Here is a 15,100-nt window from a genome sequence, read left to right as displayed (position 1 = left end):
CCGCCCCGTCGCACCCGGCCCGGCCGCCTGCCCGGGGGAGGGGCGATGAGCCGCCGGCGCCGCCCCGCGCAGCGGATCGACCCCGCCGACCTGGGGGCCTACCAGCAGGCGATGCGCCGTGTCCTGACCTGCGACATCATCACCCGCGACCGGCCCCGCCCCGGCGTGCTCGCCAACGTCCTGCGCTGGGCCGACGAGCTGTCCGAGGACCTGCGCGAGCTGTTCGGCCACACCCTCATCGCCACCACCGAACACGTCCGCCTGGTCCGCGCCCCCGACACCCTGGACCCCACCCAGCGCCAGGTCTTCGCGCGCGCCGGCCGCCCCTTCGACCGGCGCCGCCTGGCCTACCTCTGCCTGCTGCTCGCCTCCTTCCAGCGCTCCCAGGTCGAGGTGAGCCTCGCCGACCTCATCCGCCACTTCACCCCCTCCGCCAACGCCGTCGACGGCCTGGGCTACGACCCCACCGACGGCACCCACAAGGCCGCCCTCGTCGACGTCTGCTCCTGGCTGGTCGACCACGGAGCCCTGCACGTCTCCGACGGCTCCCTGGAGGCGTGGGCCGGCGGCCACGGCCAGGCCGACGCCCTCTTCGACATCGACCACGAGGTGTGCGAGGTGCTGTTCCGCCCCGTGCGCCCCGTCCAGCACGTCACCGGCGTCACCGGCCTGCTCGTCCACCACCCCGACGAGCCCACCCGCGAGCAGACCGCCCGCCGTGCCCGCCGGCTCCTCGTCGAACACCCCGTCGTCCACTACGCCGACGTCACCCCCGACGTCGCCGACGCCCTGCGCACCCCCGGCGTCGCCGAGGAGGTCGCCCGCCTCACCGGCCTGACCGTCGAGCGCCGTGCCGAGGGCGTCCTGCTCGCCGACTCCGGGGGGCTGTTCACCGACCGCCCCTTCCCCGGGCGCGGCAGCGCCGTCAACCGCACCGCCGGACTCCTGCTGGCCAAGATCGCCGACCGCATGGAGACCGCCCGGGCCGCTCTCACCCACCTGCCGCTGCCCGCGGCCCCGGACGCCCACGCCGACCTCGTCGCCCGCATCGACTCCGCCCTGCCGCGCGAGGGCGTCGTCGGCGCCCTGGCCTGGACCCCTCCCGCCACCGCCGCCGCGGCCCCCGAGCCCGCGACCGCGCCGCTGATCGAGCAGGGCCGCCTGGAGGCGATGGTCGAGGACCTGTTCGCCGAGTTCGGCGCCGCCTCCTTCACCGCCGCCTGGCAGCGCGATCCCCGCGGTCTGCTCGACGCCGCCCTCGAGCTGCTCACCGACCTGTCCCTGCTGCGCCCCGTCCCCGGCGGCGTCCTCGTCCTGCCCGCCGCCCTGCGCTACCGCAACATCCAGGGCGCGCTGCCCCAGCGCCCCGACACCGGCATGCTGCCCCTGGGCCTCGAACCGGAAGGAACCTGATGTCCGCCGCCCGCTTCAAGCCCACCCGGGCCGGGGTGATCAACGTCTGGGACTACGTCGACGAGGAGTTCACCTTCGCCGACGGGCGCCTGGTCCTGCGCGGCCACAACGGTTCCGGCAAGACCAAGGCCCTGGAGGTGCTGTTCCCGTTCATCCTGGACGGCCACACCGACCCGCGCCGCCTGGACCCCTTCAGCGGCCAGAACCGCACCATGAAGTCCAACCTCCTCTACCGGGGGCAGGACGCCGAGTACGGGTTCGTGTGGATGGAGTTCGCCCGCCCGGGCGAGGGGCCCCGGCCCGAGACCGTCACCCTCGTCATCGGCCTGCGCGCCCAGCAGCACCGCGACGGCGTCGCCACCTCCTTCTTCGTCACCGACAAGCGCCTGGGCGTCGACTTCGGCCTGCTGGCCACCGACAACCGCCCCCTCACCGAGCGCCAGCTCAAGGCGGCCCTGGGCGAGGGCGCCCACCACACCTCCGCGGCCGACTACCGGGCCGCGGTCGACGCCCGCCTGTTCGGCCTGGGAGACCGCTACATCCAGCTCCTCGACCTGCTGCTGGCCCTGCGCCGCCCGCTGCTGGCCAAGGACCTGGACCCCGAGAAGGTCTCCGACACCCTCACCGCCGGGCTCAGCCCCGTGGACGAGGAGCTCATCGACCAGGCCGCCCGCGACTTCGCCAACCTGTCCGCGGTCCAGCGCCGGTTCGACGACGCCACCGCCGCCCACGCCGCCGTCGGGGCCTTCACCGCCTCCTACACCGCCTACCTCACCGCCCACGCCCGCCACCGGACCTCCGGCGTCGCCGCCTCCCTGGCCCGGGCCCAGGAGTACATCTCCGCCCTCGCCGGGCACACCGCCGCGCTGGCCGACGCCACCGCCGAGGGGGAGCGCCTGGCCGCGGAGGTCGCCCGGGCCGACGAGGAGGCCGCCGGGCTGGACGCGGTCCGCCGGGGCCTGTCCGAGAGCGAGGCGCTGCGCGACGCCCGGGCCCTGGAGGTCGAGCTGCGGCACAGCGACGACCGCGGCCGCGAACTCGCCGAGACCGAGCGCCGCCTGCACCGCCAGGGCGAGGAGATCGCCCGCCTGCGCGAGGAGGCCGAGGGGGTCGCCCGGCACCTGGAGCAGCGGCGGTCCGCCATCGCCGACCTGCTCGCCGAACTGGAGGAGTCCGCCGACCTGGCCGGGATCACCGGCGACGGCGAGGGCCCCGCCGACACCGACCCCGAGACCGCCCGGGCCCGGGCCGCCGCCCGCGCCGCCGACCTCGACGGGGTCCGCGCGCACCTGGCCGACCTGCACCGGGTCGAGGCCGAGCGCGCCCGCGCCGACGCCGACGCCGCCCGCGCCCTGACCGCCCTGACGGAGGCCGAGGAGGCCTGCGCCGGCGCCGAGGCCGGCCTGGAGGCCGCCCGCGCCGACGTCGCCGACGCGCTCGCGGCCTGGTCCGGCCGCTGGGCCCGGGGGCCGGGCGCGGTCTGCGACCGGGCGTCCCTGCCCGCGCTCGACGCCGCCCTGGACACCTGCGGCCAGCCCGGCGCGCCCACCCTCCCGGAGGTCTTCACCGACCTCACCGACCCCGCGCGCACCGACGCGATCCGCCACGAGCACCGCCTGGCCGCCGACCGCGAGCGGATCACCGCCGACCTGGCGGCGGCGCGCGCCGAACGCGCCGAGGTCGCCGCCGAGCGCGACGACGCCCCGCCCGCCGACCGGGCGCGGACCGCCCCGCGGGAGGGGCGGCCGGGCGCCCCGCTGTGGCGGCTGGTCCGGTTCGCCGACGGCCTGGACCCGGCCCGCGCCGCCGGGATCGAGGGCGCCCTGGACGCCGCCGGGCTGCTCACCGCCTGGGTCCACCCCGACCCGGACGCCGCCCGCGCCGCCCTGGACGGCCGCGCCGCCGACGCCCACCTGGTCCCGACCCCGCGGGAGGACGCCCCCGCGGGCCCCACCCTGGCCGACGTCCTGGTCGCCGAGGAGCAGGACCACGTCCCCGCGGACGTGATCGACCGCCTCCTCGCCTCCGTCGCCCTGGCGGACGCCCCCGACGACCCCGTGGCCTCTGGAATCCCCATGGTCTCCGGCGGCACCACTGCACCTGGGATCTCCGCGGTCGCCGCCTCCTCTGGCGGCACCGCGGCACCGGGAGCCTCCACCACTCCGGGCAGCTCCGATCTCCCCGCTGCCCACATCAGCACCGCGGGCCACTTCTCCCTCGGGGTGCTGGCGGGCGCCGGACCCAAGGCCGCCCCAGAGTTCATCGGCGCCACCAACCGCGCCGCCCGCCGACGCGAGCGCCTGGCCGACCTCGACGCCCGCATCCAGGCGTTCACCGCCGAACTCTCCGACCTGGAGGAGCGCCTGGCGGCCGCGGCCGACCGGGTCAAGGCGTTCGCGCTGGCCCGCACCGACCTGCCCGACACCGCGCCCGTCGCCCGCGCCCTCAAGACCGTCGAGCACCACGCCACCCTCGTCGCCGGGGCCCGCGCCGCCCTCGACCGGGCCCGCCTGCGCCTGGACTCCGCCACCGCCGACGTCGACGCCCACCGCACCCGGCTGCGCGCGGCCGCCGCCGAGCGCTCCCTGCCCACCGCTCCCGCCGACCTCGACGCCGTGGCCGCGGCCCTGGAGGCGTTCCGCGCCGCCCACCGCGCCCTGGTCCAGACCCGCGCCGACGTCGACCGCGCCGAGCACGACCTCGCCGAGCGCACCGCCACCATCGAACGCCTTACCCGGGCCCACACCGCCGACACCCGCTCCCACGAGGAGCGCGCCGCCGAGCACGCCGAGACCGTCACGCGGCTCCAGGTCCGCCAGGAGAGCGTCGACGCCCCCGCCCGCGAGGTCATCGACCGGCTGCGCCGCACCGAGGAGGACCTCGCCCGCACCCGCTCGGTCCTCGCCGACCTGCGCCGGCGCGCCACCTCCGCCCGCGAGGACGCCGTCCGTGCCGAGGCCGGGATCGAGAACGGCCGCTCCTCCCTCCTGCTCGCCCTGGAGGCCGTGTTCGAGCACTGCGCGGGACTGGCCCCGCTCACCCGCCCCGGCACCCGGACCCTGCTGGGCATCGACGGCGACCGCGCCTGGCCCGCCCCGGCCCTGTGGCCCGGCGCCGAGGAGGCCGCCGACCGGGTGACCGCCGCCGTCACCGGCGGCACCGACCCCGCCGAGGCCCTGCGCTCGGTCCTGCCACCGGGCGCGGCCGACACCCTGGACGCCTTCACCGCGACCGTCGGCACCGCACCCGTCACCGAGTCCGCCCTCAAGACCGCGGGCACCCGCATGTCCGAGGCGCTGCGGGTGTTCACCGACGCCCTCGCCGCCACCGCCGACGGCCACCAGGTGGACCACGAGGCCGACCCCAGCGGCCTCGTCGTCGTCCACGTCAACGACGAGGCCGGGCGCAACCCCCTCCCGGCCTTCGCGCGCCTGGTCGCCGAACGCGTCGAGGAGCAGGACGCCCTGCTCCGCCGCGAGGAGCGCGGCGTCCTGGAGGACGAGCTCCTCTCCGCCGTCGCCCAGCAGATCCACGAACGCGTCCGCACCGCCCGCGACCTGGTCCGCAGCATGGACTCCGACACCCGCTCGCGGCCGATGACCTCCGGCACCCGGATCGGCATCCGCTGGACCCGCGCCGACCACCTCACCGACCGCCGCCGCGCCGTCGCCGACCTGCTGCGCCGCGACTCCGCCGGCCTGGGGCAGGACGGCCTGACCGAACTGCGCGGCCTGCTGCGCGACCTGATCCGCGAGTACCACGCCGCCCACCCGCGCGCCACCTACAAGCAGGTCCTGGCCGCCGTCCTGGACTACCGCGAGTGGTACCGGTTCGAGCTGCGCAAGGCCGTCCCCGGCCAGGACGAGGTCCGCCTCACCAAGGCCAAGCACGAGGAGATGTCCGGCGGCGAGAAGTCCGCCGCCATCCACCTGCCCCTGTTCGCCGCCGCCAACGCCCTGTACTCCTCCGCGCGCGCCACCTGCCCGCGCCTGATCGCCCTGGACGAGGCGTTCGCCGGCATCGACGACCGCTACAAGCCCGAGCTGATGGGGCTCACCGTCACCTTCGACCTCGACGTGTTCATGACCGGGCACGACCTGTGGGTGCACTACGACAGCGTCCCCATGGCCGCCCACTACGACATGCACCACGACAAGGCGTCCCACACCGTCTCCGCCATGTTCATGCTGTGGGACGGCGCCCAGGTCGTCGACGCCGACGCCGGGTTCTCCGGCAACGACGCCCTGTCCTCCCACCTGCTCGGCATCACCCCGAGCCGGTTCGTCCCCCTGGCCACCGAGGGCACCCTCCCCGTCGGCACCGACGACGCCTCCGACGTCCTCGACCCCGTCTGACCCCGAGGAGCCCCATGCCGTCCCACCCCCTGGGCCGCCCCGGGTACGCCCGCCTCCTGGAGTCGGCCCGGCGTACCCTGGAACGCCGCAACGCCGTGCTCGGCGGCAGGGCCACCGTCCCCGCCCCCACCGACGACGAGTGCGCGGCCGTCAGCGGCCTCCTGGGCAGCGACCACCTGCCCGGCGCCCGGAGCATCAGCGTGCAGCTGGACCGCCTGGACGCCTGCGTGCGCCGGTCCACCGGCCAGGGGCTCATCGAGCTCCTGGAGACCCTCGGCCCGCCCCTGCGCCGCCCCCGCGACGAGGAGTCGGCCCGGCGGCGGCTCCGCGAGGACATCCTCGCCCCCGCCCGGGACAGCCCCCTGACCGCCGACGCCTGGTACCGGACCTGGCTGGAGCGCATCGGCGGCAACGGCACCGTCACCAAACTCGTGAACCTGGGCGACACCGACCGGCTGCGCCGGGCCGTGCGGATCCTGGAGATCGTCGACCCCCGCACCGACACGGCGCCGCCGCTGCCCCTGCCGTCCCTGGCCGCCACGACCACCGGGGACACCAAGGCCCTGGAACACCGCACCCCGCTGGCCACCCTCGTCCTAGGCGCCCTCACCGAACGCACCGGCCTGCCCCGGGCCGACACCGCCGAGGCTGCCCGCGCCCTGTGGGAGGCACACGGCGTCATCGGCGACGACCTGGCCAGCCGCGTCCTGGTCCTGGGCCTGCCCGCCGCCGGAGCCGGACTGGGGGAGTGGCTCACCGACGCCGCCGCCCGGGGCATCCCCTTCCAGGTCACGCTGCACCAGCTCGTCACCCTGCCGATCACCGTGACCGCCCCGGTCGTGCACGTCTGCGAGAATCCCGCTGTCCTGCGCCGCGCCGCCGCCGGGCTCGGTGCGGCCTGCGCCCCGCTGCTGTGCACCGAGGGCTGGCCCTCGGCGGCCTTCCACCGCCTGGCCACCGCGGTCCGCGCGGGCGGGGGCCGACTGCGCTACCACGGTGACTTCGACGCCGCCGGGGTGGCGATGGCCCGGTACGCGATCGACCGCCACGGTGCCTCACCGTGGCGCATGTCGGCAGCCGACTACACCGCCCACGTCGACGACGCGTTCCCTGCGCTCACCGGCACCGGCCCCACCCCGTGGGACCCGGAGCTCGCCGAGGCCATGGCCCGGCACGGGCGCGCCGTCCACGAGGAGTCCGTCGACGAGGACCTCTTGCGGGACCTGGCCCCCGACCCGGCCGCGACCCCGTCCCGCCCGGGGGACGCGGAGTGACCAGTCCGGGCCCGACCTCCCGAGCGGCGCACCCCGGGAGCACGGCACGGACGTACACCCGGCCGCTTCCGCGCCGAGGCGGAAGGACTACCCTGGCCGGGCGGCGTCGACCCCCACAGGGCGGTGACCGCCCGGGGGGAACTCTTCGGGAAAGCCACGGTTGACTTCCTCCCCCGCCTGAAAGAGGGGGATTGCGGAACCACCTACCGGTGGTTCGGGGCGTTCGCCCCGTCGCGGGTCGCCCCGCGGCCTTCCTGCTTCGACACCGACCGCCCCGTCCGGGAGGACTCCCGTTGAGGTCTCACACCGGCTCCACAGGCGGACACCGCCAGCCCGGCGGCCCTGAGGTTGTTCGCCGCGTTCACGTCGCGGTCGTGGACGCTCCCGCACTCGGGGCAGGTCCACTCCCGCACGTCCAGCGGCAGCCGCTCGTGCACGTGCCCGCACCCGGGCACCGAGCACAGCCGGGTGGAGGGGAAGAACCGGTCCACTACGACCAGCTCCCGCCCGTACCAGGCGGCCTTGTACTCCAGCATCGCCCGCAGCTCCGACCACGCGGCGTCGGAGATGGCGCGGGCCAGGCTGCGGTTCCTGACCATGGTGCGCACGGTCAGGTCCTCGATCACGACCACTTGGTTTTCGCGGACGAGACGAGTGGTGAGCTTGTGCAGGAAATCCTTGCGCCGGTCGGCGATCCGGGCGTGCACCCGGGCGACCCTGGTGCGGGCCCTGGCCCGGTTGGCCGACCCCGTCCGCTTGCGCGACAGCGCCCGCTGCGCCCGGGCAAGCCGGGCCCGGTCGGCCCGCTCGTGCCGGGGGTTGGTGACCTTCTCACCCGTGGACAGGGTGACCAGCGACGTGATCCCCGCGTCGATCCCCACGACGTCGTTCGGTGCCGGGGAGGATTCGACGGTGTCCTCGCACAGCAGCGACACGAACCACCGCCCCGCACCGTCCCGGGACACCGTGACCGTGGACGGGACCGCACCTGCCGGGAGCGGACGCGACCAGACGATGTCCAACGGCTCGGACATCTTCGCCAGGGTGAGTTTCCCGTCGCGGTACGTGAACCCCGACCGGGTGTACTCCGCCGAGGCGCGGGACTTTTTGCGCGACTTGAAGCGCGGGTACTTCGCCCGTCCGGCGAAGAAGTTGGCGAACCCCTGCTGCAAATGCCGCAGGGTCTGCTGCAACGGCACCGAGGACACCTCTGTCAGGAAGGCGAGGTCGTCGGTCTTCTTCCAGCCGGTGAGCATCGCCGAGGTCGCGTTGTAGTTCACCCGCTCCCGGCGCCGGTCCCAGGCCTCGGTACGGGCGGCCAGTGCCTTGTTGTAGACCAGGCGGACGCACCCGAACGTGCGCGACAGCTCCGCCGCCTGCGCACCGGTGGGATGGAAGCGGTACTTGAACGCCCGCTTCACGGTTCTCCTGGCCATGCTCCGCACTGTAGCGAGCCGGTCACCCCAATGTGGGAAAACCGGGGAAGTCATCGAAAACATGAACGAGAACACGAGCTGTAGGAGGAGGCGGGTGTGTCCTTCTCGTCCTGAAGGACGGGGTCTCCACACCCAATAACCAGATGAACACCATCAAGAACATCGCGGACTTCACCGGCCGGTGGTTCGCGCTCCTGGTCCTGGGCGGAGCCGTGCTCGGCCTCCTGCTGCCCGCGGCCACCGCGCCCGTCACCCCGTACATCTCGCTGCTGCTCGGCATCATCATGTTCGGAATGGGCCTGACCATGCGCCCGGCCGACTTCACGATCGTCGTCCGCCACCCCAGGGCCGTCCTGCTCGGCGTCCTGGCGCAGTACACGGTCATGCCCGTCCTGGGCTGGGGCATCGCCCACCTGCTCGGCCTGCCGCCGCTGCTCGTCGTCGGCATGATCCTGGTCGGCGCCTCCCCGGGCGGCACCGCCTCCAACGTGATCGTCTACCTGGCCCGCGGCGACGTCGCCCTGTCGGTGGCGATGACCTCCATCTCCACGATGCTCGCCCCCGTCCTGACACCCCTGCTCGTCCTGGGCCTGGCCGGGTCCACCCTGCCGGTGGCCGCCGGCGACCTGTTCCTGTCGATCCTGCAGATCGTCCTGGGGCCGGTCATCGCCGGCCTCCTGCTGCGCATGGCCGCCCCGAACCTGGTCGAACGCCTGCTGCCGGCGCTGCCGCTCGTCTCGGTGACCGGCATCGTGGTCGTCGTCGCGGGGATCGTCGGCGCCAACGCCGACGCCGTCCTGGGCACCGGCCTGCTGCTGGCTCTCGCCGTCGTCCTGCACAACGGCCTGGGCCTGGGGCTGGGCTACCTGGTCGGCGTCGTCGGCCGCCTTCCCGACAGCGCCCGCCGCGCCGTCAGCGTCGAGGTCGGGATGCAGAACTCCGGCCTGGCCGTCGCCCTGGCCACCGCCCACTTCTCCCCGCTCGCCGCGCTGCCGGGCGCCCTCTTCTCCGTCTGGCACAACCTGTCCGGCTCGGCGCTGGCCACCTACTGGGCCCGCCGCGCCCCGAAGGACGAGTCCGCTCCGACCCCCTGACGGGAGAACCGGCTACCCGGGCACGACCGGACCCACACACGCATTCGGGGTCCGAAACCGGACACTCTTCTTCGTGTGATCGTGTCGCGCCGGAGAGTGATGCTTGTCAGGCTGTGGCCATGGCACGCATCCTCTCCGGCCTCCTCGCCCTGTCCCTGACCACGACCGGCGCACACCTCCTCCTCACCCCGCCCCCGCCGCCCGCCCCGGCGCTCCCGTCCGCCCCGGTCGCGGTGCCCCATGCCCGCCGCCCGCGCCGGCGGCGCGTCCCCCACCCCCGCTGTCACTTCGACTGACCCCCGCGGAGGCGGCGCACCGCCTCCAGCGCGAGCCCGCCTCCCACGGCCGCCGCCCCCAGCCCGAACAGCCCGCCCAAGCCGAAACACAGCAGCCCGATGACCAGCAGCAACAGCACCGAGCCGAACACACCCCCGGGCGCCCCGACCTCGTAGGCCCGGTCCTCCAGGGTCGTCGACACCCATGTCTCCTCACCGTCCACGAGACGGGCGCCGACGACCCTGCCGGGCGTGCACCCGTGCGAGGAGTGGAACCACACCCCCTCCCGCGCGGGGCCGTCGCCGGGGTCGAAGGTCCCGTAACACCGCATCTCCCGGCGCACCTGGGCCTCGTGGGTCACGGTCACCCGGCCGGCCTCCCCGGCCCACCCGTAGGCGGCCCCGAGCGCCCGCACCTCGTGACCGCCGAACTGCACCCCCACCGCGAGGAAGAAGTACGCGAGCAGGCCGCTCACCGCCACCAGCCCCAGCCGCCGGGCCGGCGACCCGACCGGAGCCCTCGGAACCCGCCCGGAGGACTCCGGCCGAGGCGCCCCCGGCGCCCCCCGGTGCTCCGCCCGCCGCCTTCGCACGTTCCGCCGCCCACGCCCGCCCATCCGGCCACCTCCACCGGACTCCGATCCTTCCGGCGTCCGCCCGGTTCCCCTCCCGCCGCCCCTTCCCATCGGGGAGACCACCGGCCCCGCCCCGCCTCCCCGCGGATGCCGCCGCCCGCCGGATCAGGGAAACGACCCGTCCTCGGTCACACCCCGTTGACGGCTCCTCACCAGGGGCCGATATTCGGGTGCAGCGCGCTGAACGAAGGTCACTCCACCCCCAGAGGAACCCCCCATGCACCGACGACGATCGGCCCGCCCCACCGCCCTGCTCCTGGGAGTGCTCACCGTCCTCGCCCTCGCCCCCGCTGCGCCCGCCACCGCCGACACCGCCGACACCGCCGGTGCCGCGGGCGGTACCGGCCCCTACGACGCGGAGTACACCACCACCTGGCGCCTGCGCGACCACACGATCTACCGCCCCGTCGACCTGCCCGACGACGAGCCCCTGCCCATCGTCGTGTGGGGCAACGGCGCCTGCCGCGCCGACGGCACCTGGTTCGAGAACATCCTCACCGAGTTCGCCTCCCACGGCTTCCTCGTCATCGCCAACGGCCGCCCCGGCGGCAGCGGAAGCACCGACCCGGAGATGCTGACGGAGGCCGTCGACTGGGCGGTCGACGAGAACACCCGCCTGTTCAGCGAGTACCGCGGGCACATCGACACCGACCGCATCGCCGTCATGGGCCAGTCCTGCGGCGGCCTGGAGGCCTACGAGGTCGCCGACGACCCCCGCGTCACCACCACCGTGCTCTGGAACAGCGGCCTGCTGACCGACCGCGACGACGACCTCCTCGACGACCTGCACGCCCCGATCGCCTACTTCACCGGCGGCCCGAGCGACATCGCCCACCCCAACGCCCTGGACGACTACTCCAAGCTCCCCGCCGGGCTGCCCGCCTTCATCGGCCACCTCGACGTCGGCCACTACGGCACCTTCGCCGAACCCAACGGCGGCGAGTACGGCCGCGTCGGCACCGCCTGGCTGCGCTGGCACCTCAAGGACGACGCCGCCGCCCGCGCCGAGTTCCTCGGCGCCGACTGCGGCCTGTGCGACACCGACTGGGACATCGACCACAAGAACTGGCCCTGACCCCGCCCCGACCCCCGCCCGGCCGTGTCCTGCCGCCCCACGGCCGGGCGGGCCGCCGGCCCCGGCGGCGGACCCCGCCGGGGCCGGCCCGCCCCCTACCCGCCCGGCAACCGGTCTATGGGGGGTGGGGTCCGGGAGGGGGCGCCCGCGCCTACTCACCCGAGAACCGGTACCCGAACTGCTCCAGCCGCCCCCGCGCCCGCCCCGGCTCCTCCTCCGTCAGGTCCGACCGCCCCGGTCCCATGCCCCGGACGGAGGGCCGGCCCGGCCACACCCGCGCCCGGAGCCCCCACCGCTGCCGTGCCGTCCCCGGTGTCCGCACAGCCCCCGGGGACCCCGAAGGCGCAGCCGTACCGCCTGCGCCCCCGCCCACCACCTGGCCGCGTCCCCGCCATGGCCCCTATGGCCATTCCCACTCCGGTGGGGGCGATCCGCCCCGCCTGTGGTCCTGCGCTGCCTCTCGCCCCGGAGCGCGGTCCCGCCGCGCCCCTCACTACAGTTCCGACCCATGACGGACTCCCCCCATCACACCGCCGCGGACGATGAGGAGCTCCTGGAGAGGCTGCACGCATGTGCGTGGGGCAGGGGAGGCACGATTCCTTCTCCCGGGCACCTCCCGGACGAACCCTTTCCGCCTCTCACGATGGCCGCGGTCGAACAGGCGGAACGCAGGCTGGGGTACAGGCTGCCCGCGCTGCTCCGGCGCATGTACACCGAGATCGGTGACGGAGGGTTCGGGCCGGAGGGAGGTCTCGCCTCATTGACACCGCGCGGTGTTCCGTCCCGGCACGTGCGGGAGTGGCCTTGCGCGACCTCCATCCGGGAACAGCGCCCGGGATGGGCACCACCGGCGTCGTGGTTCTTCCTGATCTGCGGCGGCTGCACCATGGAGTGGTACGTCTCCCTGATCGCGGTCGACCACCCGGTGCTCCTCTGGGACGCCGATGGCTGGGAACCGGACCGGGGCCAGAGCCCCCACGACGGCCTGCGCTACGCGGCGCCGTCCCTGCGCCATTGGCTGTGGACCTGGGTGGAGGGAAAGGACGTGTGGGACGGGGCCTTGGGCCAGATCGAAAGGGACGCCCGCGGCTGACGGAGCGCACACAGGGCGGAGAGCCTTTCGGGACGCAGTGTCTCCATGCCCCGCTCGCCGAAGGCGGTCCCCGCACTTCTTGGCCGCTGCTCGTTTCCCCGGTCGAGAAGGACGTCGTCGATAAACCGCCCACACCCGCTTCCAGCAGGTCCATCCTGTCGGCCTTGTCCCTGACCGGCGTGCTCGACGCACAGCGCCCACCGACCTTCACGGGTTCCGGTGGTGCGTACCCGGCATTGCCCTGCGCCTGCCTTCTCCGTATTCCCCTCTCCAGACCTGGACCGGTGCGCTGCGCTCGCGTGGACGGGGCATTCGGCTTGGCGGTCTCGTTCGGGGTACTCGCCCGATGCCCGCGCCCGCAAGCGGTCGGCGGCTTCTGATGCCGAGGGTCCACACAGCTTCCAGCCGCTCGGGCACGGCCTCCTCAGGCTTGTCCTGGCGGGTCTCGGAAGGCGAGATTTAATTGTTAACTGGATTCACGGCCTTCTGTGTATGGTTGTTTCAGAATCGGAACTGCGTCCTCTTCAAAGGAGACGGCAGGGGCTCTCTCCGGGTTTACCGCGGAGAGGACCGCCGTGTGGAGGACTTCGTTCCTATTCGCGGGGCGTGTGAGGCCGTGTCACGATTCGTCATCCGATTAGGCGAATGTCAGGGCATGGGCGAGTGCGGTGCGATGGGCTGACCTCACAGTCCGCGCGCTCCGAGCCGCGACGAGAGAACCGCTGGAAGAAGTGCGGGGAGGACCCTCGGTCGGAACTCCCTGCCCAGGTGATGGAGGAGGCCCCCCGGTATGGAGTTCACGGAGAAGGTGGCAGCGCTCAGCTCCAAGGCGCAGAAGCAGCGCGACCTGACCCAGACCGAGGAGGCGGCCAAGAACGCCTTCGTGATGCCCTTCATCGCCACGGTCCTGGGATACGACGTCTTCGACCCGCGCGAGGTCGTCCCCGAGTTCACCGCCGACGTCGGGGTGAAGAAGGGCGAGAAGGTCGACTACGCCATCATGCGCGACAACGAGGTGCAGATCCTCATCGAGTGCAAGAAGGCCAACGGTCCGCTGAAGGTCGAGCACGCCTCCCAGCTCTTCCGGTACTTCTCCGTCACCAACGCGCGGATCGCCGTCCTCACCAACGGCGTGGAATACCAGTTCTTCACCGACCTGGAAGCCCCCAACCTCATGGACTCCAAGCCGTTCATGGTGCTCGACCTGGGGGACGTCGACGAGAGCCTGCTGCCCGAGCTCCGCAAGCTCACCAAGGACGCCTTCAACCTCGACTCCGTCATCAGCGCCGCAGAGAAGCTCAAGTACCTCGGCGCCATCAAACGCGTGCTCGCCGAGCAGTTCGCCGAGCCCGACGAGGCATGGGTCAAGTCCCTCGCAGGCCGCGTCTACGACGGCACCTTCAGCAAGCGCGCGCGTGAGCAGTTCACCCCGCTCGTGCGCGAGGCCGCCTCCGCCTTCCTCGACGACCAGGTCAACATCCGGCTGAAGAAGGCCCTGGAGACCACCCGGCCCCGGACGGAGGAGGAAGCCCTGGTCGACAGCGGAGAGGTGGCCGAAGAGGACTTGGAGCGGGGGACGGGGATCGAGACCACTCTGGAGGAGCTGGAGGGATACCAGGTCGTCAAGGCGATCGCGTGCAGCGAGGTCAAGCCCCAGCGGATCACGCACCGTGACTCCAAGAGCTACTTCGCCATCCTGCTCGACGACAACAACCGCAGGCCGATCGCACGCCTGCACTTCAACGCGAGGTCCAAGAAGTACCTGGGCACCTTCGACGCGGACAAGAACGAGACCCGCCACCTCCTGGGATCGTTGGACGAGATCTACCTCCACGCCGACGCGATCCGTGCCGCGGTGCGCAGCCACCTGGACTGAGGACGTGTGGGACGTCCGCCGGGTCCTCTGGAGTGCGGCCCGTCGCGCCTCCTGATCCGTTGCCGTGCCCGAGGGCTCTTCGGGCACGGCCGCTCGGATCCGAGGCGTGGTGCCGGTCGGGTACATCCGGCCTCCCGGGAGTCCGCCATCGACTGTGCCGCTGTGGATGAAGGCCGGGCCCTTGCACCCGGTGGTGCGGTGCGTAGCCGCACCGGCTCTTTGGTGCCCGTGTGGAAAACGCGCACAGCCGGAGCCCTGGCTTCGGTAGAGGGCCGCTCGGGATCGGGATGTGAGTGGAGCGGGGAGTTCGACAAGGACGTACGACCCGGTGCGGGTCCGGGTGGATGCCGGGCGGGCGGTCGACCGCCCGGCCGTGGATTCCGCCGGGCCGGCGGGACCGGGGGCGGCGATCACGTCCTGTGCCGGCCGTTCCCCCGGCCGAGACCGTCGGCCGGGTCCTGGTCGTCCCGGAGGCGGGCGTTGGGCGAATGCCGTCAAGGGGCGGTTCCCCGGCCCGGGCACGGAGGCGCCGGTGGGGGGGGGGCGGGGCGCCCGCCCCCCCCCCCCCCCCCCC

General features: G+C 73.9%; 10 protein-coding genes. 8 read left to right on the top strand and 2 right to left on the bottom strand.

The window, feature by feature from the left end; genetic code table 11:
* Positions 1 to 45: 45 nt before the first annotated feature.
* From ACFVNO_RS26345 to ACFVNO_RS26335, 3 genes are read left to right on the top strand one after another with little or no spacing between them, the layout of a single operon-like run.
* Positions 46 to 1,413, top strand: coding sequence for a DUF2398 family protein (locus ACFVNO_RS26345; RefSeq protein ID WP_355265153.1), 1,368 nt, complete (start codon positions 46 to 48; stop codon positions 1,411 to 1,413).
* Entirely contained in the window at positions 1,413 to 5,768 is a 4,356-nt protein-coding gene (locus ACFVNO_RS26340; RefSeq protein ID WP_378896488.1) for an SbcC/MukB-like Walker B domain-containing protein, read from the top strand. The genes ACFVNO_RS26345 and ACFVNO_RS26340 overlap by 1 nt, the downstream gene beginning before the upstream one ends.
* 14 nt (positions 5,769 to 5,782) lie before the next feature.
* A complete protein-coding gene (locus ACFVNO_RS26335) occupies positions 5,783 to 7,042 on the top strand; it encodes a TIGR02679 family protein (RefSeq protein WP_378896485.1) in 1,260 nt (419 codons plus the stop codon).
* A 203-nt stretch (positions 7,043 to 7,245) separates the two neighbouring features.
* On the opposite strand, the gene ACFVNO_RS26330 is transcribed toward ACFVNO_RS26335, so the two are convergent.
* Positions 7,246 to 8,478 (bottom strand): RNA-guided endonuclease InsQ/TnpB family protein, encoded by a 1,233-nt coding sequence (locus tag ACFVNO_RS26330; RefSeq protein WP_378896482.1) that lies wholly within the window; start codon positions 8,476 to 8,478, stop codon positions 7,246 to 7,248.
* 143 nt (positions 8,479 to 8,621) lie between these two features.
* On the opposite strand from ACFVNO_RS26330, the gene ACFVNO_RS26325 reads away from it, so the two are divergent.
* Positions 8,622 to 9,572: a bile acid:sodium symporter family protein gene (locus tag ACFVNO_RS26325; protein WP_355265141.1), complete on the top strand. Its 951-nt coding sequence runs from the start codon at positions 8,622 to 8,624 to the stop codon at positions 9,570 to 9,572.
* Positions 9,573 to 9,691: 119 nt separating this feature from the next.
* Positions 9,692 to 9,868: a hypothetical protein gene (locus ACFVNO_RS26320; protein WP_378896478.1), complete on the top strand. Its 177-nt coding sequence runs from the start codon at positions 9,692 to 9,694 to the stop codon at positions 9,866 to 9,868.
* Here the strand turns inward: ACFVNO_RS26320 and ACFVNO_RS26315 are convergent.
* Positions 9,856 to 10,323 carry a hypothetical protein gene (locus tag ACFVNO_RS26315; RefSeq protein ID WP_378896475.1) on the bottom strand — a complete coding sequence of 156 codons (468 nt, stop codon included), beginning with the start codon at positions 10,321 to 10,323 and terminating at the stop codon, positions 9,856 to 9,858. The two genes, ACFVNO_RS26320 and ACFVNO_RS26315, sit on opposite strands and share 13 nt — an antisense overlap.
* Positions 10,324 to 10,699: 376 nt before the next feature.
* On the opposite strand from ACFVNO_RS26315, the gene ACFVNO_RS26310 reads away from it, so the two are divergent.
* The 3 genes from ACFVNO_RS26310 (at position 10,700) to ACFVNO_RS26300 (ending at position 14,526) form a co-directional block, all read left to right on the top strand.
* A complete protein-coding gene (locus ACFVNO_RS26310; protein WP_378896472.1) occupies positions 10,700 to 11,557 on the top strand; it encodes an alpha/beta hydrolase in 858 nt (285 codons plus the stop codon).
* Positions 11,558 to 12,200: 643 nt separating this feature from the next.
* A complete protein-coding gene (locus ACFVNO_RS26305; RefSeq protein WP_378896469.1) occupies positions 12,201 to 12,650 on the top strand; it encodes a hypothetical protein in 450 nt (149 codons plus the stop codon).
* Between the two features lie 790 nt (positions 12,651 to 13,440).
* Positions 13,441 to 14,526: a type I restriction endonuclease gene (locus tag ACFVNO_RS26300; RefSeq protein ID WP_378896466.1), complete on the top strand. Its 1,086-nt coding sequence runs from the start codon at positions 13,441 to 13,443 to the stop codon at positions 14,524 to 14,526.
* The last annotated feature ends 574 nt before the right edge of the window (positions 14,527 to 15,100 follow it).

The organism is Nocardiopsis sp. NPDC057823 (genome assembly GCF_042797335.1).
Taxonomy (GTDB): Bacteria; Actinomycetota; Actinomycetes; order Streptosporangiales; family Streptosporangiaceae; genus Nocardiopsis; species Nocardiopsis changdeensis.
This window is presented reverse-complemented; position numbering and strand designations above follow the sequence as displayed.

Bases quoted from the DNA above. Each gene is read 5' to 3' on its own strand.
- ACFVNO_RS26345 (WP_355265153.1), top strand. From the start codon at position 46: ATGAGCCGCCGGCGCCGCCCCGCGCAGCGGATCGACCCCGCCGACCTG.
- ACFVNO_RS26340 (WP_378896488.1), top strand. From the start codon at position 1,413: ATGTCCGCCGCCCGCTTCAAGCCCACCCGGGCCGGGGTGATCAACGTC.
- ACFVNO_RS26335 (WP_378896485.1), top strand. From the start codon at position 5,783: ATGCCGTCCCACCCCCTGGGCCGCCCCGGGTACGCCCGCCTCCTGGAG.
- ACFVNO_RS26330 (WP_378896482.1), bottom strand. From the start codon at position 8,478: ATGGCCAGGAGAACCGTGAAGCGGGCGTTCAAGTACCGCTTCCATCCC.
- ACFVNO_RS26325 (WP_355265141.1), top strand. From the start codon at position 8,622: ATGAACACCATCAAGAACATCGCGGACTTCACCGGCCGGTGGTTCGCG.
- ACFVNO_RS26320 (WP_378896478.1), top strand. From the start codon at position 9,692: ATGGCACGCATCCTCTCCGGCCTCCTCGCCCTGTCCCTGACCACGACC.
- ACFVNO_RS26310 (WP_378896472.1), top strand. From the start codon at position 10,700: ATGCACCGACGACGATCGGCCCGCCCCACCGCCCTGCTCCTGGGAGTG.
- ACFVNO_RS26305 (WP_378896469.1), top strand. From the start codon at position 12,201: ATGGCCGCGGTCGAACAGGCGGAACGCAGGCTGGGGTACAGGCTGCCC.
- ACFVNO_RS26300 (WP_378896466.1), top strand. From the start codon at position 13,441: ATGGAGTTCACGGAGAAGGTGGCAGCGCTCAGCTCCAAGGCGCAGAAG.